This is a genomic window from Butyrivibrio sp. VCD2006, assembly GCF_000423925.1.
In the GTDB taxonomy this organism is placed as follows: domain Bacteria; phylum Bacillota; class Clostridia; order Lachnospirales; family Lachnospiraceae; genus Butyrivibrio.
This window is the reverse complement of record NZ_AUIX01000002.1, coordinates 38,501-61,953: the sequence shown is the minus strand read 5'-3', so window position 1 is coordinate 61,953 and position 23,453 is coordinate 38,501. Positions and strand designations below refer to the sequence as shown.

General features: G+C 41.7%; 19 protein-coding genes. 1 reads left to right on the top strand and 18 read right to left on the bottom strand.

Annotated features, from left to right (window positions below; translation table 11 throughout):
• Positions 1-3: 3 nt before the first annotated feature.
• The 15 genes from G586_RS0101850 to G586_RS0101780 form a co-directional block, all read right to left on the bottom strand.
• Positions 4-1,530 (bottom strand): sugar ABC transporter ATP-binding protein, encoded by a 1,527-nt coding sequence (locus G586_RS0101850; RefSeq protein WP_035772179.1) that lies wholly within the window; start codon positions 1,528-1,530, stop codon positions 4-6.
• Between the two features lie 156 nt (positions 1,531-1,686).
• Positions 1,687-2,772 (bottom strand): ABC transporter substrate-binding protein, encoded by a 1,086-nt coding sequence (locus tag G586_RS0101845; protein WP_026526320.1) that lies wholly within the window; start codon positions 2,770-2,772, stop codon positions 1,687-1,689.
• Positions 2,773-2,935: 163 nt separating this feature from the next.
• Positions 2,936-4,255, bottom strand: coding sequence for a sensor histidine kinase (locus G586_RS0101840; RefSeq protein WP_026526319.1), 1,320 nt, complete (start codon positions 4,253-4,255; stop codon positions 2,936-2,938).
• On the bottom strand, positions 4,255-5,859 hold the full coding sequence (locus G586_RS0101835; protein ID WP_035772177.1) for a response regulator: 1,605 nt from the start codon (positions 5,857-5,859) through the stop codon (positions 4,255-4,257). Before G586_RS0101835 ends, G586_RS0101840 begins: the two co-directional genes overlap by 1 nt.
• Positions 5,860-6,028: 169 nt before the next feature.
• A complete protein-coding gene (buk, locus tag G586_RS0101830; protein WP_035772237.1) occupies positions 6,029-7,096 on the bottom strand; it encodes a butyrate kinase in 1,068 nt (355 codons plus the stop codon).
• 155 nt (positions 7,097-7,251) lie between these two features.
• Positions 7,252-8,169 (bottom strand): phosphate butyryltransferase, encoded by a 918-nt coding sequence (ptb, locus tag G586_RS0101825; RefSeq protein ID WP_026526316.1) that lies wholly within the window; start codon positions 8,167-8,169, stop codon positions 7,252-7,254.
• A 204-nt stretch (positions 8,170-8,373) separates the two neighbouring features.
• Positions 8,374-9,036, bottom strand: coding sequence for an HD-GYP domain-containing protein (locus G586_RS21420; RefSeq protein WP_051204402.1), 663 nt, complete (start codon positions 9,034-9,036; stop codon positions 8,374-8,376).
• Between the two features lie 71 nt (positions 9,037-9,107).
• A complete protein-coding gene (locus G586_RS0101815) occupies positions 9,108-9,617 on the bottom strand; it encodes an acyl-CoA thioesterase (protein ID WP_035772174.1) in 510 nt (169 codons plus the stop codon).
• Between the two features lie 229 nt (positions 9,618-9,846).
• Positions 9,847-10,398, bottom strand: coding sequence for an ANTAR domain-containing response regulator (locus G586_RS0101810; protein WP_026526314.1), 552 nt, complete (start codon positions 10,396-10,398; stop codon positions 9,847-9,849).
• Between the two features lie 255 nt (positions 10,399-10,653).
• Positions 10,654-12,009 carry a type I glutamate--ammonia ligase gene (gene glnA / locus G586_RS0101805; protein ID WP_026526313.1) on the bottom strand — a complete coding sequence of 452 codons (1,356 nt, stop codon included), beginning with the start codon at positions 12,007-12,009 and terminating at the stop codon, positions 10,654-10,656.
• A gap of 402 nt (positions 12,010-12,411) precedes the next feature.
• Positions 12,412-15,183 carry a hypothetical protein gene (locus G586_RS0101800; RefSeq protein WP_026526312.1) on the bottom strand — a complete coding sequence of 924 codons (2,772 nt, stop codon included), beginning with the start codon at positions 15,181-15,183 and terminating at the stop codon, positions 12,412-12,414.
• 89 nt (positions 15,184-15,272) lie between these two features.
• A complete protein-coding gene (locus G586_RS0101795; protein WP_026526311.1) occupies positions 15,273-17,462 on the bottom strand; it encodes a hypothetical protein in 2,190 nt (729 codons plus the stop codon).
• Between the two features lie 154 nt (positions 17,463-17,616).
• Positions 17,617-18,426 carry a hypothetical protein gene (locus tag G586_RS0101790; RefSeq protein WP_026526310.1) on the bottom strand — a complete coding sequence of 270 codons (810 nt, stop codon included), beginning with the start codon at positions 18,424-18,426 and terminating at the stop codon, positions 17,617-17,619.
• Positions 18,423-18,971 carry a helix-turn-helix domain-containing protein gene (locus G586_RS0101785; RefSeq protein WP_026526309.1) on the bottom strand — a complete coding sequence of 183 codons (549 nt, stop codon included), beginning with the start codon at positions 18,969-18,971 and terminating at the stop codon, positions 18,423-18,425. The genes G586_RS0101790 and G586_RS0101785 overlap by 4 nt, the downstream gene beginning before the upstream one ends.
• 48 nt (positions 18,972-19,019) lie before the next feature.
• Positions 19,020-20,465: a glycosyltransferase family 2 protein gene (locus G586_RS0101780; protein ID WP_026526308.1), complete on the bottom strand. Its 1,446-nt coding sequence runs from the start codon at positions 20,463-20,465 to the stop codon at positions 19,020-19,022.
• Between the two features lie 5 nt (positions 20,466-20,470).
• On the opposite strand from G586_RS0101780, the gene G586_RS27460 reads away from it, so the two are divergent.
• Entirely contained in the window at positions 20,471-20,791 is a 321-nt protein-coding gene (locus G586_RS27460; protein WP_081674133.1) for a zinc-binding dehydrogenase, read from the top strand.
• Between the two features lie 10 nt (positions 20,792-20,801).
• Here G586_RS27460 and G586_RS21415 read toward each other — a convergent pair whose 3' ends face one another.
• The 3 genes from G586_RS21415 to G586_RS0101765 are packed head-to-tail and all read right to left on the bottom strand — an operon-like array spanning position 20,802 to position 23,443.
• Positions 20,802-21,029: a phosphopantetheine-binding protein gene (locus G586_RS21415; RefSeq protein WP_035772172.1), complete on the bottom strand. Its 228-nt coding sequence runs from the start codon at positions 21,027-21,029 to the stop codon at positions 20,802-20,804.
• A gap of 22 nt (positions 21,030-21,051) precedes the next feature.
• Positions 21,052-21,930, bottom strand: coding sequence for a formyltransferase family protein (locus tag G586_RS24500; RefSeq protein WP_051204400.1), 879 nt, complete (start codon positions 21,928-21,930; stop codon positions 21,052-21,054).
• Between the two features lies 1 nt (position 21,931).
• Positions 21,932-23,443, bottom strand: coding sequence for an amino acid adenylation domain-containing protein (locus tag G586_RS0101765; RefSeq protein WP_026526307.1), 1,512 nt, complete (start codon positions 23,441-23,443; stop codon positions 21,932-21,934).
• Positions 23,444-23,453: the final 10 nt, after the last annotated feature.

Genomic DNA, 23,453 nt, shown 5'->3' with positions numbered 1-23,453 from the left:
TTCTTACTTATCCCCCGCGATTGTACTCATTATCTTGTTCTGTGTAAGGTCATCTCCGGAGAGCTCCCCTACTACCTTTCTGTCTCTCATGACAACCAGTCTTGAGCAGGTTCTGAGCATCTCATCCGTTTCTGATGAAATGAATGTTACACTCATACCCTCTTTAGCAAGCTCAAGAACAAGCTTCTGGATATCTACCTTTGTTCCTACGTCAATACCTCTGGTAGGCTCATCAAGAATCAGATATTCAGGATGCATAAGCAGCCATCTTGCAAGGATAACCTTCTGCTGGTTACCACCTGAAAGAGATTTGATAGGTGTATCAACCGAAGCTGTCTTGATATTCAGCTTCTTTATGTACTCCTCAGCAAAAGCATTTACCTGAGCCTTGCTGAAGGGCTTGAAAAATCCTGTAAGCACCTGAAGTGCAAGGATTATGTTTTCTTTTACAGAGAGATCACCGATGATGCCATCGCCCTTTCTATCCTCAGGAAGATAAGCGATACCGTGCTTCATAGCTTCAAGCGGCTTACTGATCTTAACGTCCTTTCCGTGCATCTTGACAGAACCATTGATAACTCTGTCTGCTCCGAAAATAGCTCTTACGCACTCACTTCTACCTGATCCAAGAAGTCCGGTGAATCCGTTAACCTCACCCTTTTTAATATAGAAATCAAAGGGCTTGATTCCTGCATTACTCTGAAGCCCGGAAGCCTCAAACACACGCTCGTCAGCGTCAGCGCCTTCGTAGCTTCCGCCCTCTCCCTTGATATCTGAAAGGTCATCCATCTCCTTACCAAGCATCTTGGCAACAAGCTGAACTCTGGGCAGATCCTTGATTTCATACTCACCTACAAGCTGACCGTCACGAAGAACTGTGATCTTATCGCAGACTTCATAAACCTGATCAAGGAAGTGTGTTACAAATATGATACCTACTCCTCTTGCCTTAAGATCTCTCATGAGACCGAAAAGCTTCTCAACTTCCTGCTCATCCAGTGATGAAGTAGGCTCATCAAGGATAAGTACCTTACAATCCATATCTACTGCCCTTGCAATAGCAACCATCTGCTGAACTGCGATTGAGCAGTTTGAAAGCTGTTGGTTTGCTTTCGCAGGGATTTCAAGTGACTGAAGAAGCTTATCAGCATCTTCGTTCATTTTTTTCCAATTTGTTATCTTACCTTCTCCGCGTCCTATAAACATATTCTCAGCAACAGTAAGATTGGGACAAAGTGTGATCTCCTGATACACAGTACTGATGCCAAATCTCTGAGCATCCTGGGGAGAATGAATTGCTACCTCACCCTGGCCTTCAAGAGTGATCGTACCTGCGTCCTTACTGTAAACACCTGTGAGAACCTTTATAAGAGTTGATTTTCCTGCACCGTTTTCCCCCATGAGTGCATGAATCTCGCCTTTATTCAGAGAAAAGTCCACATTCTGCAAAGCCTTAACTCCCGGGAAGGATTTAACTATGCCCCGCATTTCCAAAACTCTGTTTTCTTCCACCGGCTTACCTCTTTCCATCCTTTAATACATTGTTTTTTCTATAAGAATAGCGCGATGCGGACATTCCGCACCGCGCCTTACCTGAATACAAAACCCTCATCCGTCAGCTCCGCTGACACCCTCCACCAGAGGGGGAAGGCTTTTATTAGATTTTATATTTTTTATTCTTGTTGATTAAATTCCGTAGTTATCAACGTCATCCTGAGTAATTGTTGTAGCGTCGAAGCCCTTCTCATCCATGATGATTGTCTTCTCAGAAAGTGTGCCGCCGCTCTCAAGAGTCTTGATGATCTCGTCGATGTAGCTAGCCTGGAAAGGATTGCACTGTCCATCATAGTTCCAGTTCTGAGCAAGGAGCTCTTCAAGTGCCCACTTGTTGCAGTCATAACCCATGATGATTACGTCCTTGCCTACGCCGTGAGAGATACCAGCTGCATCAAGTGCTGCTACAGCACCCTTAGCCATATCGTCGTTCTCTGCATAGATTACGTTGAAAGGTGTGCCGGCGTCGATAACTGACTGAACGATCTGCTGTGCCTTCTCTGCGTTCCACTCAGCTGTCTGCTGTGTAACGATGTTCCAGTTGTCTTCTGCTGCTGCCTTGTCGCTAAGTGCGCCTGAACGTCCCTGCTGAGCTGCTGAACCCATAACACCCTGAATGTGGATGATGTTGTACTCATCAAGTCCCTGGCTTGCAAGCCATTCTACTGCTGTCTCGCCTTCCTTAGCCATATCAGATACGATTGAAGCCTCATAGAGACTAGGATCTGCATCGATTGTACGGTCGAAAAGGATTACCTTTACGCCTGCTGCCTGAGCATCCTGAAGAACTGAATCCCAGCCTGCTGTATCAGCTGCTGAAAGAAGAAGATAATCAACTTCGTCCTGAATGAATGTCTGAGCTGCTGCGATCTGCTCGTCGTTCTTTAAGCTGTATGCGAATGATGCATCATAGCCATTCTCCTTGGAGAACTTAGCCTTAAGGTCTGCATCGTTAGCTGTACGATAACCAGACTCGTTAGGGTCGTTATTGATGATACCAACCTTGATAAGGTCGCCTGAAGCTGCTGTATCCTCTGCTGCTGTATCCTCTGCTGCTGTATCTTCAGCTGCAGGCTCTTCAGCTGCGGGCTCCTCAGCCTTCTCCTCTGCTGCGGGCTCTGCTGCAGGTGCTGTTTCTGTCTTAGCGCCGCCACCACATGCTACAAGGCTAAGTGCCATTGCAGATGCCATAATCATTGACAATACTTTCCTCTTCATAATTTTTTTCCTCCTAAAAAAAATAAAAAGTTTCTCTTTGGGGCTCACTCTGTCCCCGACATGATTACATTTTAATTTTTCCGCAGAAAAAAACCATTGAAAAAAACATGCACCTGAGTTGATTTTTTTATGTAATTTTTATTTAAGTTAAGATTTTTATGATTTAAGTTAAGATTTTCGGCAGACGTATATTTACTACCGTTCCAACTCCCACAGTGGAATCTATGCCAACCCCATATTCATCGCCGAATGAGAGCTTGATTCTCTCATTGATATTGTAGAGTCCGTAAATAGTGTTGTCCTCAGGCTTATCGCGTTTTAAATTTTCCCTTATCTCCGAAAGCCTGTCCTCAGGAATTCCCATTCCGTCGTCCTTCACGGTTATCTGGATATGGTCTTCGAGGTCCCCGCCTGTCACTATGATCTTACCGCCTCCGCGTCTGTTCTTTATTCCGTGATAAAGAGCATTTTCAACAACAGGCTGCACTGTTATCTTGGGAATCTGATAATCAAAAATAGATTCCGGAACATCTATCTCATAAGACAGGATATCCTGATACCTTATCTGCTGAATCTCCAGATAACTTCTCACATGCTGAAGGTCCTCCCTGATGGTGACCATCTCTTTTCCTTTGTTAAGTGAGCTTCTGAAAAAGTCGGACAAACTTCCGACCATGCTTACGACCTGCTTTTGATTGCCGGCTTCAGCGGACCACACGATGGCATCAAGCGTATTGTATAAAAAGTGCGGATTTATCTGTGCCTGCAAAAGCTCGAACTCAGCCTTTCGCAGCTGCTTCTGCTCGTTTTTTACCTGCTCCTCGATAGGCCTTGTAATCCACAATGGTCCCCAAAAAGACAGTACCATAATGAAAATTACAATAAATGCAAATAAACCGGTTGAGATTTTTATGATATCGAGATAGAACGCTCTCGTCTCCTGCTGAGCAGTCTGAAGCTGCCTGTTTTCATAATAAACATACTCATTTATTGTCTCCTGCAGTAGCGATGTCACTATCTGAACGTCATTTTCCCAGATAGTGATGTTCGCCTCGTATCTGTTCTCATAGTTCATATTGTCTTCAATTCGATCAATATAAACCTTCAGATTGTTCAGGTATTTTTTTGCACTCTCAAGACGTGCCCTGTTCTCCTTGTTATCAGTATAATCCTCAAGTCTGTCAACAACTGCATTCGCATCGGAAAGATATCCGGGAATTTTGGATTCCTGAAGTGTCACATTACCAACTATCAGAAGGTAGGTTTCGTAATCAAAGTCCTCCTTGAAATCAAGGCTGAACTCACTTGCTGCAACAACAGAACTAAGCATATCATTGTAACGCTCATTGACATTCCACAGATTATAAAAAGCATATACTATGAAAATTATGCTCGGAAGCAGCAATATAACATATGAAATTCTTATTTGAGTGGCAAGCTTGGATTTATCCTTTTTGGATTTCCTGCTTTCTTTGAACTCCATCAGCCTTCCTCCGTGCGAACTCCGCCCCTGTACTGAGTAGGTGTTACACCCTGTGTCTTTTTAAATAAATATGAAAAATAGTGAGGGTCCTTGTATCCCACCATTAAGCCAATCTCATTGCTCTTCTTGGATGTGCTGCTAAGCAGCTCTTTTGCTGCATTCATACGATAATCAGTCAGATACTTGATAAATGGCTGTCCTGTCTGCTGCCTGAAAACAGCACTCAAATGGTTAGGTGAGAAATTCACATGAGCCGCCAGAGTATTAAGCGAAAGATCCTCCTCCGTATAATGCTCCTCTATATAGGAAATAACTTCATTAACCGCATCGCGATAGCTGCTGCGGTGGTCATTTTCCCTAAGCTCAGCACCATGCTTTACGATTCTGACCATGTACTGCTGCGTCTTTTCCTCATCTCCCAGAACCTCGGGAACCGGCATCTCGGGCTTTTCTTCGCTCTGAAGCTCATTCTCCATAAAATCAGCGACACAGAAATAAACATCCATCGCTATATACTGACGGAGAAGTGTTGAACGGATAGCACCCTTACCCATTCCGTTAATAAACTCTTCTATGAAAAACTCAGCTTCCGAGGTATCTCCTCTTCTGAGGAACTCTCTGATTAGCTTTCTATCTATATGTTTAGGATCGATCTCAGATAGTACCACATCGTCCTGCTGAGGATGAAGATTATCCTCAAGGCCAATCAAAAATCCATTGTCATCTGTCAGGTACATGTGCGCAAAAGCTCTGCTGGCCCATGAAAAAGAAACCGGGATTTCCGTTATTCTTCCCACGCACTGACCGACACCGCCAAAGTACCTGATATGGTGATAATTTTCGAAAAGAGCCTTCATTTTTACTATGCTCTCTTCAATATTTTTATTTATAACGCTGTCATCATCACCCTTAAAAAGAAGCGAAGCTCCTTCCACACCAAGGTCAAAAAACAGCGCACCGCATTCTTCTGCTATCTCCCTTACGCCTTTCTCGATTTCAACCACACTCTGCGAATACTCATATGCATCATGACGAGTTGACCACACCTTCAAAAGGATCACATTATATCTGATGGCCGTAAGGTCTATTCCAAGCTTTTTCGATTTATCTATAAGTTCTGATAATTCCTTTGTACCTGCAATAAGATCCGCAAAGAGTTCCTGTCTCTCATACTCCGTGCGTTCCTTCATTTCCTCTTCGTAGCGCTTCTTAACTTCGCGCTCGCGACGTTTTTCTTCAATCTTTTCAGCAAGAGAATCAACCTCTTTTAAAAGATTGTCACCGCTTATGGGTTTACTTAAATAACATGAAACCCCAATTCTTATGGCTTCCTGGGCAAACTGAAAATCCTCATAACCTGTGAGGAGAATTATCTCAATCCAGGGAAAGTTCTCCTTTATCATTCGGCTAAGGGTAAGTCCGTCCATAAATGGCATTTTTATATCAGTGATAACGATATCCGGCTGAAGCTTCTGAATCATAGGATAAGCAACTTCACCGTCACCTGCCTCACCGCAGAATTCGTAGCCATGTGACTCCCAGTCTATATTATTTTTTATGCCTTCGCGGACTACAAATTCGTCCTCCACCAAGAAAACCTTCATAAAAATTCCCCTTAAAAAAGCTCTTCCGAGGCAGCGCCTGGAAGAGCAGTATTATTGGAACCCTCATCCGTCACCTACGGTGACACCTTCCCCTTATAAAAGGGGGAAGGCTTTATTATTTTGCCTTGCCCCAAGGATAAGGCCTAAATTGTCTTTTAGTCTAAATGATTTACTCGTAAATCTTTGCTTCTTCTTCGCCGTTCATAACGCGGAGCGCGCCCTGTGCAAGTGCAAGAAGCTCATCCTCACCGGGATATACAGTTACAGGAGCGATAAACTTAACTTTATCTGTAAGTCTCTCCATGAGAGGTGCATTGTATGCGATACCGCCTGTGATGATGATCTGATCAACCTTACCATCAAGAACAGCTGCTTCTGCACCAATGTTCTTAGCAAGCTGGAAGAGGAATGCATCGATAACGAGCTTTGCCTTTTCGTTGCCTTCGTCTCTCATCTTAACAACTTCTCTCATGTCGTTGGTTCCAAGCCATGCGTTAAAGCCGCCGTTACCAACTGCCATCTTGCGAACCTCTGCCTCAGAATATTTTCCTGAGAAGCAAAGCTTTATAAGACCACCTGTAGGAAGTCCGCCTGCACGCTCAGGTGACATTGCGCCATCACCATCAAGTGCATTGAATACGTCAATGATCTGACCGTTCTTGTGAGCACCTACGGAAACACCGCCACCAAGGTGAACTACTACAAGATTGATATCCTCGTACTTCTTGCCATTCTCCTTAGCAAATCTTCTGGCAACAGCCTTCTGATTGAGAGCGTGGAAAATTGAAACTCTGGGAAGCTGCGGAAGACCTGAAACTCTAGCCTCATCACAGAGCTCATCTACAACAACGGGATCTACAATATAGGAAGGAACGCCGATCTCATCAGCGATCTCTTTTGCAAGAAGTCCGCCGAGGTTACTAGCGTGCTCACCCTGAACACCTGCCTTAAGATCCTTAAGGAGTGCGTCGTTAACTGTATATGTACCGCCCGGGATAGGCTTTACAAGACCGCCGCGGCCTACGATTACGTTGAAAGACTTAACATCCTGGTCAGCACTCTTTAAGAAGTTAAGAATGAGCTCTTTTCTCCAATCAAGCTGATCAATGATGTGGTCGTACTTAGCGATCTCCTCTGTGGGATGGCGGAGAGTTTCCTCCATTGTAAGCTTCTCATCCTCGAAGATACCAAGCTTTGTTGATGTGGAACCGGGATTGATGATTAAACTTTTGATCATGATTGTCTCCTTTTTATAACCCTCATCCGGCAGCTTTGCTGCCACCTTCTCCCAGAGGGAGAAGGCAAAAGGCTAATTTCCTTTTAGAAGCATGTTAACATCATGCCTTCCCCCTCTGGAGGAAGGTGGCACGAAGTGCCAGATGAGGGTTCTAATTATAAGTTCTTTTCTTCTGCTACAACTGCTGCAAGTGCGATAGAGTTGAGCTTAACCTCAACTGAATCGGAACGTGATGTAAGAATAACGGGAGCCTTGGTTCCTGTTAAGATATTTCCGTTTTTAACTGTTGCAAGACGAACGATTGTCTTGTATGTAAGGTTACCTGCGTGAATATCAGGGAAAAGAAGGATATCAGCGTCACCTACGATCTTACGATCCTTAGCTCCTGCCTTGTGCTCAGCTGCTGAAGGATCAATAGCAAGATCCATTGAAAGAGGTCCGTCAACGATGCAGTTCTTGATCTCGCCAGCCTCGTTGAGACGTGTGAGCTCAGCTGCCTCTACAGTTACAGGCATCTTGTCGTTAACAACCTCAACTGCTGCAAGAGGAGCAACCTTAGGACACTCAACGCCGCAAGCTCTTGCTACGTTAACTGTATACTCAATGATAACCTTTTTATCTTCAAGAGTGGGATAGGGCATGAATGCAACGTCTGTAAGGAAAAGAAGACGATCAATGCCGGGAATCTCAAATACACATACATGAGAAAGAGGACGACCTGTGCGGAGTCCAACCTCTTTGTTCAGAACTGACTTAAGGAAGGTCTTGGAATCAAGCTGACCCTTCATATAAATATCAGCCTTGCCATCGTGAACAAGCTGAACAGCTGTTGTTGCTGCCTCTACTGTGTCCTTCACATCAATGATCTCGAACTGTGAAAGATCCATCTTCATATCTGCTGCGATTCTCTCGATCTCATCCTTATCACCAACAAGGATAGCATCAGCGATGCCGCGCTCCTTAGCAAGCTTAACTGCCTCAAGAACAGGCTCGTCCTGTGCGCATGCAACTGCCAGCTTCTTAGTGCTTGCTGTCTTTAATTTTGCAAGAATATCGTCGAAACTCTTACTCATTTGTGTTCCTCCTGGTTATTAAATAAAAATAGAATGCTAAGATTTATGTGCTTCTTATTTTCATGAATTCAAGATTTCTAAATAAAAACACAAAAATAAGAGGCGCATCGTCTAAAGTTTAACACGATGAACCTCTTTTTTCAATTATTCTACCTTATTATAAGAGCAATCTTTCCGCATATTTGCTCTTTTATAAAGATTCTATTAATTCTTCATTCTGGTAAAGTACTCTTCAATAATATATGTAGGTACTTCTGAGTTCATGACATAGTTTTTGTCATCATCGATCATCTGAAGCATTACGTCTGCAATCTCAGGATCAAACTGACTCTCCTTGCCACGCTCTATTTCTTCTCTTACCTTCTTCTGATTCATGACTCCCGAGTAATTTCTCTCGGAGCTCATTGCGTCATATGCATCTGCAAGTCCGATAATTCGAGCCTCCTCAGGGATTGCTCTGCCTACAAGTCCGTCCGGATATCCGCTTCCGTCAAACTTCTCATGATGCCATCTGGCACCTACTGCAAGTCCCGGAATCTCTGTGATATCCTGCAGTATCTTAGCACCTATCATCGGGTGCTTTTTCATAAGATCATACTCATCTTCCTGAAGACACTCAGCCTTGGCAGTAATGGAATCCGGTATTCCTATCTTACCAATATCATGAAGAAGCCCCATCTGATATATCTCATACTGTTCCTGGCGGCTCTTCCCCATGCGCCTTGCTATCTCCATTGAGTAAAGTGCTACTCTCTCGGAGTGTTCCCTCGTGTACCTTCCATTTTCATCAGCCACCCTTGCCAGAGCGTGCATGAGCTGGCATGTGATTCTCTTCTGCTGATGATATTTTACTTCATAGTTGTCCATTAAATGATTTCCCTCGATTCATTAATTCCCCTCTGAATCCAAAACTAAATTCTAATACATTACGGAGATTTTTAAAAGCCCTCTTTTCTCCTCTGCGCACGAAGCTCTCTTCTCTTCTCTGCGCCCTGCCACTCTGCTCTCTCGACCTCTGTTCTGACATTCAGACCATATGGAACAGTTGTGGGCCTTCCTTCTTCATCAACACATACTTCTGTGAGATAAGCTCTGTTCACAACATGTCTCATTCCGGTGCGAAGATCCTCCACATAGGTATCCACACGCACCTCCATGGATGTGCGTCCAACATGTGTGATCCTACCTATAAGAACAACAATGTCATTGAGATTGATAGTCTGCTTAAACTGCATGTTATCGATTGCTGCAGTTGTAACGGGCGTTCCGGCATGACGCAGTGCAACTGTTCCTGCAACCTGCTCTATCCAGCTAACGAGCTCGCCTCCATAAAGCCTGTCATATCCATTTGCCTCACTATATTTGACAACTCTAGTCCACTCTGTGACCGATTCATCAACATTTTTACTGGAAATTTGGTGATCTACATGAAAAACTCTATTGTTCATACGTGACCCTCCGCCTATGTATTTCCCTCATCAGTCAGCTGCGCTGACACCTTCTACCAGATAGAAAGTTTCGGGTAAATTTATTATACCATAGGGGAGGCATAGATTAAAAAGAAGTTATGGTCCGATTATTTCCATTTTTCACCCATTTTTCACGAGGAAGTTCCGCTCTCGCTTCGCTCGACGGAACTAAGTAGTACACCAAGCTCGAAAGGACCTCGCTAGGTGATTACTTAAAAGCTCCAACCATTTCAGCCGTCTCGAGCAAAGACGTGCCTGAATCCATGGAGCACTTTTGAAGATATTTATGAGCCTCAGGTTCAGTCATATTGTGACGCTCCATGAGGATTGCCTTGGCCTCATCGATTATTTTCTGTTCCTCACTGCTTCTGAACCTGCGATTATCCTTGATTTTTTTACGTCTGACCTGCACGCCCTCTATCATCATACTGAGAGTTGAAAAAAGGTCATCCTTTTTAAGAGGTGTGGGCAGATAGACGATATTTTCATAACTTTGAAGTCCCAGTTCGTCTGCCTTAGCGGGGCTCGCAACCAATAGCATTTTGAAATACACAGACATATCCTCAGAAAGCTCGGTGCACATCATATCACCCAGCCTTGAGCCGCAAATAACCACGCCGCTACCCAGGTTCTCCATCGCTGTAAGAACCTGTGCACCGGTCTGGCATACGTAGGCGATCTCAAAACCGCCACGCATCAGTATGCTTTTGAAATTCTGCGCATCCGTCTGCTTTGCGAATGCAACGATAATGTTTTGCAAACTCTTCCCTAAGACCCTCATCCGTCGGCTGCGCCGACACCTTCCCCCAGAGGGGGAAGGCTATAAAATACCGGCCTATCCCCTAAAAATATTGATTCTTCTTAATTCAAAGGCTAATACAATTACAGTTTATTCAAATGCTAATACGATTACTGTTTATTCAAATGCTAATAACGTTACTGCTTTTCAAACGCTAATACCGTTACTGCTTTTTCAAATGCTAATACCGTTACTGCTTTTCAAACGCTAATACCGTTACTGCTTATTCAAATACTCACGAATCTCCCACTGTGTCACGCAGGTGCGGAAGTTCTTCCACTCGCTGCGCTTTGCATCGAGATATCTGTTAAATACGGCTTCGCCAAGTACCTTCTTTACAAACATATCCTTTTTATAAGCTTCGATTGCTTCTCCAAGAGTTTCAGGAAGTGTGGAAAGCTTTGTCTTTCTGAGTTCCTCATCGGTCTTATTCTTAAGGTTGACCTTGAGCTCTGCGGGAGGTGTCATCTCCTTCTTAATTCCATCCATACCTGCTGCCAGAATAAGCGCAAGAGCAAGGTAAGGATTGCATGCTGCATCGGGGTTTCTGAGCTCAATTCTTGCATTTCTTCCCGCCATTGAAGGGATTCTTATGAGCGCACTTCTATTGGTGGAGGATGCTGACCATGAAACGTTAACCGGTGCATCGTAGCCGGGTACCAGTCTCTTATATGAGTTAACAATAGGATTCGTAACCAGGGTCATTCCGCAGATATGGTCAAGGACGCCTGCGATGAACTGATTTGCAAGAGCTGAAAGCTTGCCATCTTTTCCTGCAAAAAGATCATTGCCTTCCTCATCCTCGCAGAGAATATTTATATGCATACCCGAACCATTTACGCCTTCCTTGGGCTTAGGCATGAAGGTCGCATAAAGGCCATGTCTCTTAGCTATAGTCTTGACCGTCATCTTGAAGGTCATGATCATATCAGCCATTCTCTGAGCATCATCCTCTGTGAAATCAATCTCATGCTGTGCAGGTGAAATCTCATGATGTGATGAAGTGATATTAAAATCGAGCTCCTCCAGGTTCATGATGATATCACGGCGCACATTCTCACCCTGATCAGCGGGTGCAAGGTCAAAATAGCCTGCATTTTCATGGGTCTGTGTTGTGGGCTGTCCCTCATCATCAAGATCAAATAAGAAAAACTCAAGCTCAGGATCAGCCTTGAAGGTAAGTCCCATTTCCTTTGCCTCAGCAAGTACTCTCTTAAGAATTGATCTGGAATCTCCGTTAAAAGGCTTTCTGTCTGCGGTGTAAACATCGCAGAACATTCTCGCAACTTTTCCGCTCTGAGGTCTCCAGGGATAAATCTGGAAGCTGTCAAGGTCCGGATAGAGATACATATCACTCTCAAGATCCTCGAAATCATCGCCTGCAAGACCGGTGAATCCTTCAATTGCAGAGCCATCAAACATGCAATCGTTATTCAATGCGCTTTCAAGCTGCCCGGCTGTTATTGCTATGTTTTTGGGAGTTCCGAAGATGTCACAGAACTGAAGCCTTATGAAAGCAACATCCTCTTCCTTAACTATTCTAAAGATATCCTTTTTGGTCAGATTACCCATTTCGTCCTCTTTCTGCGCCTTAATATGCGGCGGCGCTACCGCTATGTATTGTGGAAACCCCTCATCCGGCACTTCGTGCCACCTTCCCCCCAAGGGGAAGGCATTTATATTGCCATTTTACCCTCACCCAATGGGAAGGCATTTATATTGCCATTTTACCCTCACCCAATGGAAAGGCATTTATATTGCCACTGTACCCTCACCCAATGGAAAGGCATTTATATTGCCACTGTACCCTCACCCAATGGAGAGGTATTACTCTGTCAAAAATAAATATAGGCAAAGACACTTATCCCAATGGAATGGCGCCTTTGCCTTTGTTTAAGATATCAGACAATCAATGCCTTCGTCAATATTTTTATACCATTAACGAAATTTTCTCCGATAATGAGTATAATCCTTTTACCTGCGTTTTTTTGCAAGATATTTTACGAGCTCTCCCTTGATTGTTTTATCATTTATATTATCTTCTCTTCTGGAGGTTCCAATCGGAAGTTCTCTGTATTTTTCAGGAAGCTTCACATTATCTCCCTCGAAGGGATGGATAACTCCGGTCTCGTCTCCGCAGATTATTGCTCCATCGCAGAATGATGAAAGCTCTGCAAGCAAGCCTTCACTCGGAGTTGCTCCGCTAAATCCCGTAAGCACAAAGCAGAATCTCTCACTTACTCCGCTATAGCCTGCAGCTGTGTTGACTTTTCTTTCATTCACCATTGCATCCGCATATTTCTGAAGTAAGCCTTCGCTGTTCGAAGGATATTGCTTATTCTGAATGCCATAGGTTCCAAAAGGATTCAGGCTAAGGTGCTGTCCCTCACCATCTGTCATAAGTCTGCCGGGGCACATTGCGAATCCGCCAAGCACGGTTCTTGTTACACCTATCAGAAGTCCCGAAAGCGCTCCCTTCGAACCTACGATTCCGGCTGTCATATGATTGTTGAAGGATGCAAGATTTTCATTCGCACGAACAGCCTTAGGGAAGGATGAAACCGGATAGTCACTTACGACACCGTTAAAGCTCTTCCTAAGGATGGATACTCCGGCGCGATACTGCGGTGAAATCTGGAAAGGTGCTATTTCCTCAAGGAACGCTGTGCCAACTCCCTCAAGATTCGGATAAGTGACATCCATCTGGACAAGCACTCCCTCGATTCCTTTTAGCGCAGGAGACTTAATGATCTGCATTTTATATCTTCCGGGTGTGGATTCACCTGCTGCGTGAACCGCCCCTGTGATCATCACACCTTCACCTAGTCCTGAAAGCTCTGCGTCCTTAATTTCTTCGCATGTAAACTCCGAAACATTACCGCCGCTTTTCACAAATGATGAAAGGAACTGATTATCTCCTATTCTCTCATCACCGTAAAATACCTCACGGATCTTACCCTTAGTAGCTCCCATTCCACTGACAACTATTCTCAGCTTATGATCAGGGCTTGTTATAACGTAGCTGTCTCTCTCACTCTCAGGCGTGATCGCTTTTGCTCTCACAATCCCATGTTCGTTATTCATGGCAGCGATACGCTCTTCAACAGCATGATTCCTCTCTGCCATGGAATCAGAAGCCGGAGCCGGTTTTAATTTGCCCTGAGCCTCAAGGAGTCTTTTCATGGCACCCTCAGCATGGAAAACCGGATGATCCTCAGGCTTTAACTCAATAAGGGGCTTATGGGGCTCCTTTGGTAAATCGGAACGATCAAAATGATAATAAATCTTATAATTCGTCTGGGCTTCATCAAATCTCATAACCACAAATACAGAATTGATGTAACCATTTTCCCTGCTCATCTCCACCGCTGTATAAGCGCGTATCTGGCAGTCATCACACTCCAAAACAAGTGTGTCGATTTTTGGACACTGACCTGCTTCTATTGCAAGCTGGAAGCTGACAGTCCTCTGTCCCTTGGTATTCATTATGATGAAGGAATTTCTTTCCTCGTCATCCTTTCTTCTTGAATAATGATGTTTTCCGATAGCACTGTTATTCAGCCTCTGGCGGCCACTGGTGCGCATCGACATCTCTTTTTCATTTATGGCTTTTCTCTCAACCTTCTGGATCTCGGCAGAAAGTCTGTCCATCTCGGTAAATCTGTCCTTTGCGGGAGCAGGTGAAAACAGTCCAAACTCAGATGCCGAAAGAAGCCTTACTCTGTCGGAAAGCGAGTCAGAGGTTCTCTCTGCGCTGTAAACCCTGCTGCCGATTCTGGCTCTCTCGATTCTCGTCCATATAAGTCTGTCGTACGGAAGTTCACTATATGCGGACAGGTCACCGCTTGTGCCCTCCGCCATATCGCCTGCAAACGAGATCTCCGATACAGGGCCATGGTCCAAAAGGTATCCTGTGGGTGTGTTGTAAGCGATATAATCAAGCTTTCTAAGTGCTTTAACAAATCCGGGAAGTCCTTCAGTTCCGGAGGATTTTTTGAAAATACTCCTCACTTCCATATTCTCCCACCAGGGACTTCTGACATCAGCACCTACGAGTACGTATACATCTCCATCTATCTCGCCTGAAACCTGCTTATCATGAAGATTATTCAAAAACTTCGTAAGAGAACCCTCCTCAAGAAAATCAGCCGGCGTATAATACGGAAGTACAGTTATAGAATTGTTACCATGCCTATATGTGGCAGGATTGAATTTTGCGTAGGTATTTTTTCTAAGATCTTTAGTAATTGTAGAAAGCGCATTGGGACCAACGTTGCTGTTTCCCAAAAGGACCGCACTGACGCCTGACTTTTTAAGTCTACCGATTATTGCAGGCGAAAAGATATCTCCCTCGGTACGAAGAATACTTGAAGTCTCTCCAAGTTCATTTGATTTATAGTGAAGGGCAAAATGAAGCTCTTTCCCCGTCATGCCGGCAAAAAGCCCTGCATGTTTTCCTGAAAAAACAAGCTCATCTCCCCGCTCTCGAAGCCGCGTCTTAACACCGTCTATCACATCCGGCCCAAGCGAAGGCAGTATCCGTCTAAGCGTGTAGTCATTTTCAAAATCCCAAACCGCACGCACCGGCTGCCCATCATTATTAGCTTTTCCTAAAACCTCGAGTATGTCGCGAATCCGCGCAAGATCACGCCCAAAGCCCTTTTCATCATTCGTATCACCAAGGCCGGCATGATAAAAATTCACATGGAAAAGAAATCCGAAATGGATTCTGTGATTTGTCCCCATAAAAAACTCCCCCAGGTAAGTATTATTAAGAAAATTATACTATCTTTTGGGGGAGTAGTAAAAGAAAAATTGGCAATGTTCAATTATTATTATTCAACCAGCGCATCCTGATCTTCCGGCATTTCAAAATATCGTGGTTCCTCTGAATAAACGGGTTCCGGCTCGATGTAAGGTTCCTCTATGATCTCGAATTCTTCGTCGGAAGTTTCTACTTCATAGCTTTCTAAAAGAGTTTCCTCCTCTGTCTCCTCATAATACTCTGTAGTAGGAGCCTCTTCGTATGAATCCTCTGACTGATACTGCTCATCTATTGTCTGTTCTTCTGCAGGAATCCCCTCCTGCCAGTCATCCTGAATTTCCTCTTCCGGCTGGATTTCCTGATAGTCTTCCTCAGGTATTACTTCCTGCATATCCTCTGACTGTGCACTTTGAGCTTCTTCAGACTGAGTTACCTGTTCTTCTTCGGGCAAAGCTTCCTGCTGATTTTCGGACTGAGATGTCTGCTCCTCTTCAGGCTGAGGCACCTGTTGTTCTTCAGGTTGAGGCGTCTGCTCCTCGGTAGGCTGTGTTCCCTGTTGTTCCTCAGGTTGTACACTATTCTGATCAGCCGGCTGGCCTTCCTGCTGTTCTGAAGTCTGGTCTCCGGACTGGCTTTCCTGTTGCTCCGAAGCCTCATCTCCCGGCTGTCCTTCACTTCCATCCGTAGGCGTTTCTTCAGGATTTACTTCTTCAGGATTTGTCTCTTCGTTGTTATCAGCATCCGCATTATCCTGTCTACTTCTTTCCTTTGCTTCTTCTGCCAGCTCCTCAAGCTTTTCTTCCAATAGCCTCTCAAACTCTTCTGCTACAAGCCTGTCTACTTCAGCTTCGAATAGCTCTTCAAGCTTCTCTTCCTTTAAAACTTCAAGCTTCTTCTCCTTAAGCTTCTCTAAAACAATTTGCCTGAGTTCCTCAAGCTTCTCTTGTCTTATAAGCTCAAGATCTGCGGCTTCCTTCTCGAATTTTGCCTTCTTTTCTGCTTCCTTCTTGGCATTTACCGCATTCCAATCGGTAAGGATGGGTTCGGATTGTATTGAAACGCTGATCTGAGGAAGTTCTCCGACGTTGCGCCAGTCACTATATTTATTGCAAGCACCTATCAACCTGAATGAGCATGAATCAAAACTGCTTTCATCAACAGCTGTCAAGGTGCGATTATATTTCTGAGCATTCTCATCCCAGGTAAATACATAAGCATCATCAGGTGCCGCCTTAAGTTCAACCTCTATCTTTGCTTCACCGGATTTATCAAGCGGATATTCATTTCCATCATCATCTACAAGTGCAAAGAAAAGGCTACACTCATCATTCCCATCAAAATCAGAACTATCATTCAAGTGTACATCCTGACCATCTTTCACTTTAGCCAAAATCTTTATTTTAACAGGAACATTACTTTGATTTACAATTTTCTGAGAGTCAGTTCTGCTCGAAAGAAGATACTCTCCCTCTTTGTTTCTAAATAGCAAAGCTGCATCTTTCTCAATATCACCGCCACCATATCGGGCACCTTTAGTTGCATAAACAAGTCCCAACGGATCAACAATATAGTTGAATGGTGAAGTTGATCCATAAACCGGAATTTTAATATCTGTAACATCGATAGGATGCGGATCAACCTCCTCTTTATTAAGCGTTTGAGGGTCTACACCTGCCGCTATAGCTGCTTCTATCTTTCTCTTTTCATACTCTTCCTTGAGCTCTTCCTCAGTAATCAAAGTAAGGAGTTCGTTATTATCTATCAAAGCTATTAACTCCTCGTCATTTATTTCAAGCTTTAGCTCTTCTTCATTTATCTGAGCAGCAAGCTCATCCTTATTAATAGACTGGGCGATCTCTTCCCTGTCAATCTGCTCGTATAGTTCTTCCTTCTGCTCATCAGTCAGTTCAATATCATAGTAGTCATGCTCTTCATTTGTTTCATTTTGACTACTATTTTGTTCATCATTGTAAGTATCTGAATTATCCTGTTCTTCTTTAACTTCTACTACCTGAATTTGGTCTGTAACAGTTTCTTCGCTCGAACCGCCTTGGTCCTCAGTTATCAGTTCACCGGAACCCGTTTGATCTGTGGAAGCCTCTTCACCAATATCCGCTGGTTCTATATAAGTTTCTTCTACAAGTATTTCCTCACCAACAGAATCAGCGGCAATAGCTACGTTGCCGCACACAAGTATAAACACAATAAAGCAGGCTAATAGTCTGCTGATTTTTCTTAAAATAACATTTCTCTTATTCATACGGCCACCTCCAAGCTGAAGCCGATTCTTACATATATTATATCGGTAAAAGCTGCATATTACTTAAACATTTTCCTAAGAAAAGCATTAAAAAAGCATAAATAATGGCTTATTTGAGCAGTGCCCAATAAGCAATTCACACAAATTATTAAATTTATCTAAACAAATAACCGTATTTTCTCATTTGCTCATAGATTATATCTCTAACTCTATTAATTACAGCATCTTCATATCCATAAATACTCTGCAATACAGCCTCAACATCCTTCTTGTCAAACCCAAATTTTATCGTTCTCCCATAAAGTTTCTCAGTAATTTCCAATTGCTCGTCGAAATCCTGACAAAAGGTTTTAGCCCGAACGCTATCAATCAATTCATAAACATCAGCATCCAGTGGATAATCCATGCTTGTGTCAGCCAGCAGTCCTGCTCCCTGATCGAATATGGGGCAATATCTGTATTTTCCTTCAGAGTCCAAAATCACAGCTATATTGTGTGTATGTCTGTCTTCATTTAGAAAAAGTGCATCTATCGTCAAGAGCTTGGACATGTATGTCCCAAAATCATTAAGCCCTGTTATCTCATGCATTTTTGAAACCAGTAACTTAAGCCTTTCCTCATGATCAGCAATTCCATAGATCATTTTATTAAGTCCTACGCCATATACATTTTGGAATAACCTTTCGAGAGTGATCAACTGCTCTCCACCCTTAAGAAAACTCTTACTGGAAACACCCATATAAATCTGAGCTTTATATTTAATCTGTTCCAACTCATAGATTGCATATTCAGATTCATCCAGAGAACTTTTTACTAATAAATGAGATATAACATACTCAGCTAATCCCTCATAACCAGTATGATCAGCCTTATACCAGACTCCATCCTTTTCCCATTTGAGCTGATTACCCTTAGAGGATTTTCTATTTACTTCTTTTTTATCTCTATCAAAAAGTTCTATCATCTTTCAATCCTTATCCAGAAATCATCCTCTGCCATGCGTCCGTCAGTCTTCTCAATTATCAATAATGGGTCGTAAAAAGGAATATCCAAATCTCGAAGCATCAGCTTCATCTTATCCCGTTCTTCAGGAAAACACCTGGATTTCAAAAACTCCTCATAATCGAAAAAAGTCGGATGCTCATTCCTGCCAAACGCCCTAAACAGAAGGTTATTGGTGTAGTTTTTTATCTTAACTCTCTGATTCATAATATCAACATCAATTATGGTACAGACTGTATTCAGGTAATAATACCAAAGCCTCATTGGATACTCCTTCTCAGGGATAGCGAGCTCCTCTGCAAGTTCCGGGTGAAGCATAACAATCTGAGAAAGAAGAGTCACAGGCCCTGTTATCTCCTTATCTGACATCTCCCATCGTTCAACAGTCGGCTTGGAAACATTACAAAAAAGGGCAAACTCTTTTTGTGTCATTTTGAGTTTTGCCCTTAATTGTTTGATATCCTCAGCTTTTATTAAATTCGGAGTTATATATTCAATGTTCTTCATATAATTATTAAACCATTAAAATGATGGTTTGTAAACATTTTATTACCATTATTTTAATGGTTTAAGTATTGTTTTTTCCAATTCATTTTCAATTTTGGCGTAGACATATTCATTCTGATGCCATGGCAGACAACCATGGGGGTAATCCTCGGCAGTAAAAGACAGCCTTTTCTCGCATGCTTCTATAACGCTTATACCTGACAATTCTTCCACCAGGTAATCATATAATCCGGCAAGCACCTTGTTAGTTGTTATTATGCTATCAAGCTCCTCGTATTTTAAATCTTCCCCATAATATCCAAATCCTTCACAGAGATAATTTTTAAGCAGTATTATCTGCGAAGGCTCATATTTATTCTTTATATACTCTATAAAAGCCATATACGATTTCTTTTTTGTCCCAAGCTCTGCACCGTCAAAAAAGCTCTCTTCAAGACAATCCACCACAATAAAGTCACCGATTGGGAGACTTTCAAAATCAGTATCAAGATATCTTTTTTCCCATGCTATAGGCAGAACAAGATTGCGTCTTGCCCTGTTGGCGACGCACCTTGCATTGTAGCTTCCCAGCACTACTATTTTTGCATCCAAAATTTTTCCGGAATCCGGATACCATTCGATAATCTTATCCCTGAAATTTTCCAGGAATTTAACATACTGCTCCTTATCAGGTGCATCTCCATTACACCTTTCAACATGATTCCTCGCTACAAGGTACATAAATTCCGTATATTTTCTCAGAGAATCCTTATATAAATCAAAATCATTTTTTTGGAAATAATCATAGACAAATTTCGCGCTGTCCAATAAATAGACCACATTTTTAGAAATATTGGTTGTGCTGTCAGCGCGATTGCACAGATAGTAATACAGCGGTTTTCTGAGCTGAACTATCTTATTTGCAGATGAGAGGATAATCGGGAGGATAGCCGTATCCTCATATGGATGAGAAGGCTGAGCCACGTCATGAAGGAGCTCCCTCTTATACATCTTATCCCACACACCACCCTGAAGAGAACAGATCAGTTCAGGATGATTTATGCAATTAACAGGACCGTCCAAAAAAGCATTTAATCTATCCCACCTTCTTGACACTTCACAGCCATCTTCCAATTCAATTACATAGTGATCAAAGAAAACAATATCGGCTCCGGTCCTTTCAGCGCAGTCATATAGATCACTTAAAGCCTCTATGTCAAACCAGTCATCAGAATCCAAAAAGCAGATAAAATCTCCTTTTGACTCCTTAACCCCTCTGTTTCTGGCAATGCCCTGTCCGGAATTATCCTGGTGAATGCAGATAATCCTCGAATCCTTTTTTGCGATTTCATCGCAAATTTCAGCCGTATTATCAGTGGAGCCATCATCAACTATGATCAGTTCCCAGTTTTCAAAGGACTGATCAAGCACGCTTTTTATCGCACGATCTATAAACTTACCGGCATTATATGCGGGCATTATTATACTTATGGCAAGATGTTCTGTTCCATTCATAGCATATACCTCTAAATGAAATATTTCGCTATATCAATTCTACCATAGAGCCATTTGGCTTATGGGCAATAGCAGGTGCAAAACTCCTTGGGACTGAAAGAATATTCGCAATTGGAACACGTCCGAACTGTATCGAACTCGCAAAAGAATACGGAGCTACTGATATTATCAGTTACGAGAATGGAGATATCATTGAACAAATAATAAAGATTAATGGAGAACAGGTTGACCCATGCATTATTGCCGGAGGTGATACTTCCACCTTAAATCAGGCACTTATGCTTACAAGAGTTAGAGAAAAACAAAACTTATCAAATCTCATATAACAGTAAACGTTTAACCTACTATCCTCTTAATCATAGCAACTATTGCTTCTTTCGTTTTTAAATTTGCTTCTATAATATACTGAGCATCAATATCAATATTTAAATCATTCTCCAATGTTGATACAAGCTCAATTACTAAAAGCGAATCAAGAATGCCAGCATCAAATAAATTATCTCCATTATAAGTTATTATTTTTTCATTCACTTTGGCTAAAACACTTAATATTTTCTCTTCCATAATGCTCCCAATTTATTTAATCTTAAAAATCTAATCCATCTTGTATTATTTCATATCTCATTACTAAATATGTACCATCGCCATACGGTATCCACAGTTCATTTTCGTCTTTTTGCTCATCATTTTCATTTACCTTTTTATATCGCTTTATTTCAATCTTTTTATTATTTATGATACAAAATGGTTTTGGAAATACATCACTTTTCCCATAATCAACTGCTCTTAGAAGTTTATAAATATCCTTCGGATCATCATTTATGTCAAACATCCCATCACCAGGAATTTCGGTAGATTTGTATACTTTTCTTTTGTTTTCTATATTCTGTTTTTTAACAACAACTGAGTCTTCAATTATTTTATCTAAACATTCCCCAAATGACTCAGACGCCAATTTCATCTGTACAGCCGCTAATTCATAAGCCCTTGTGTCATCTCCTATACTACACTCCTTCTGAATGATAATATCTCCTTCATCAACCCCTTCAGAAACATAATGCCACGTTATTCCTGTCTTTTTATACCCTTTATATATTGCCCAACTAGCTGCATTCCTTCCAGGTAAATCAGGTAAGAGTGCATTATGAAAATTAATAATAGTTACATTGTCATCCTCAACAATAACCTTAGGAAATAAATAATTATTATTCGCGCTTACAATAAGCAGCTTATTATGTTTAGCTCTTTGAGAAAAGAACTGTGTCAATTCAAATTTGTCTTCAATAACAAAGTAATCTATATTGTTGCTTTCTGCATACTTTTTTGCCCCATTAAACAGATACATTTCATGTTCAACATATATAACAGAATAACCATGATTTTTCGAAGCAGTATCAACATAGGACAGCACCTTAACCGCCACCATGCCATATCCTATAACTATAACCTGACTATATCCAATCAAATTATATTAACTCCTTTAACTTTATTCTATCTATTTTCCCATTAGCATTAATCGGTATATCATTCAAATAAACAAGCTTTCCTGGCAGCATATACTCAGGTATTATTGCCTTAAGTTGCTCCTTAATAAAATCTTCATCCAGATTGGCATCAATAAAAAGGACTATTTTTTTATTTTCTTCATCATACAAACAACAACATGAATTTACATCATTCAAAGATGAAGCTGCCGTCTCTATTTCTCCAAGTTCAATCCTATGCCCTAGGTGCTTAATTTGAAAATCTTTTCTCGACAAAAAGAGAATTTCCCCATATTCGTTGTACTTAACCAAATCACCTGTTCTATATATTTTTTCAGGAAGAGCATCATTCAAAGGATTTTGAACAAATGCCATTTCTGTCATCTTGGGATTATTATAATATCCCATAGCAAGCGAAGTTCCTCTCACACACAATTCGCCAATCTCCCCCTGCTTGACAAGTTTATCCTCATCGTTTAGCACCATTACATCCGTATTTTTCATTGGAATTCCTATTGGTAATGGTTCATCGTCACCGAATTCTCTGTCTACTAGATAATATGTACATGCGTCTGTTATTTCTGTAGGCCCATAAAAATTGACATAAATTGCATTCGGAAGGTACTTTCTCCATATATTAAGCTGCTTGTTTGGCATGACCTCACCGCAGAATAGAACCCTTTTTAATATATTATTCAAATCAACATTCTTAAATGCCTTTAGCTTTGAAACAACTATCAACGCAGATGGCACCCAAAAAATAGTGTTTATCAAATTATCCCTAATAAACTCTAATAAAGGTACTGGTTGAAAAAACAGTTTTTGTGGGACAATATACAAAGTTGCACCCGTTTTCATGCATGAATAAATATCCAATATAGAATTATCAAAATAAAAAGGAGCTTGATTTCCAAATGTATCCTGATTAGAAATATTGAGCATTTCACATACACAATCAATATAATCAATAACAGATCTGTGACATATTGATACTCCTTTTGGAAGACCGGTTGAACCAGATGTAAATAATACGTATAACAAATCTGTATCAATAATACTGTCCGCTATTTTTTTTACTATGCTTAGGTCATCTCCAGCCGGATAAACATCATTATATAAAATATAGTGCCCAGAATAACCAAACTTTTCAAATATTGGTTTCAACTCTTCTGTTGTAATAACAAATTGAGGATCCAGTATTTCTAGTATTTTTTCTACCCTTACCTTTGGCATATCAACATCAATCGGCGAATAGAAGCAGCCGCTATATGCTATTCCCATAAAAGAAACCAAAATTTCTTTACTTTTTTCCATATAAACAACTATTGGTTTCTTGGCAATTCCACCAGACATTTCAATTATGCGTCTCGCTATTGATAATGCTTTAGTAAAATACTGATTATAAGTAATGCTGCCATTCTCATCAACGACAGCTATTTTGTCCGGAAATCTAAGGGCTGAATCTGTCAACCATGTAAAAACAGTATTAATCATACTCACCTCT

Excerpts from the sequence above, each read along its gene's own strand:
- G586_RS0101850 (WP_035772179.1), bottom strand. The coding sequence starts at position 1,530 with ATGGAAAGAGGTAAGCCGGTGGAAGAAAACAGAGTTTTGGAAATGCGG.
- G586_RS0101845 (WP_026526320.1), bottom strand. The coding sequence starts at position 2,772 with ATGAAGAGGAAAGTATTGTCAATGATTATGGCATCTGCAATGGCACTT.
- G586_RS0101840 (WP_026526319.1), bottom strand. The coding sequence starts at position 4,255 with ATGGAGTTCAAAGAAAGCAGGAAATCCAAAAAGGATAAATCCAAGCTT.
- G586_RS0101835 (WP_035772177.1), bottom strand. The coding sequence starts at position 5,859 with ATGAAGGTTTTCTTGGTGGAGGACGAATTTGTAGTCCGCGAAGGCATA.
- buk (WP_035772237.1), bottom strand. The coding sequence starts at position 7,096 with ATGATCAAAAGTTTAATCATCAATCCCGGTTCCACATCAACAAAGCTT.
- ptb (WP_026526316.1), bottom strand. The coding sequence starts at position 8,169 with ATGAGTAAGAGTTTCGACGATATTCTTGCAAAATTAAAGACAGCAAGC.
- G586_RS21420 (WP_051204402.1), bottom strand. The coding sequence starts at position 9,036 with ATGGACAACTATGAAGTAAAATATCATCAGCAGAAGAGAATCACATGC.
- G586_RS0101815 (WP_035772174.1), bottom strand. The coding sequence starts at position 9,617 with ATGAACAATAGAGTTTTTCATGTAGATCACCAAATTTCCAGTAAAAAT.
- glnA (WP_026526313.1), bottom strand. The coding sequence starts at position 12,009 with ATGGGTAATCTGACCAAAAAGGATATCTTTAGAATAGTTAAGGAAGAG.
- G586_RS0101800 (WP_026526312.1), bottom strand. The coding sequence starts at position 15,183 with ATGGGGACAAATCACAGAATCCATTTCGGATTTCTTTTCCATGTGAAT.
- G586_RS0101795 (WP_026526311.1), bottom strand. The coding sequence starts at position 17,462 with ATGAATAAGAGAAATGTTATTTTAAGAAAAATCAGCAGACTATTAGCC.
- G586_RS0101790 (WP_026526310.1), bottom strand. The coding sequence starts at position 18,426 with ATGATAGAACTTTTTGATAGAGATAAAAAAGAAGTAAATAGAAAATCC.
- G586_RS0101785 (WP_026526309.1), bottom strand. The coding sequence starts at position 18,971 with ATGAAGAACATTGAATATATAACTCCGAATTTAATAAAAGCTGAGGAT.
- G586_RS0101780 (WP_026526308.1), bottom strand. The coding sequence starts at position 20,465 with ATGAATGGAACAGAACATCTTGCCATAAGTATAATAATGCCCGCATAT.
- G586_RS21415 (WP_035772172.1), bottom strand. The coding sequence starts at position 21,029 with ATGGAAGAGAAAATATTAAGTGTTTTAGCCAAAGTGAATGAAAAAATA.
- G586_RS0101765 (WP_026526307.1), bottom strand. The coding sequence starts at position 23,443 with ATGATTAATACTGTTTTTACATGGTTGACAGATTCAGCCCTTAGATTT.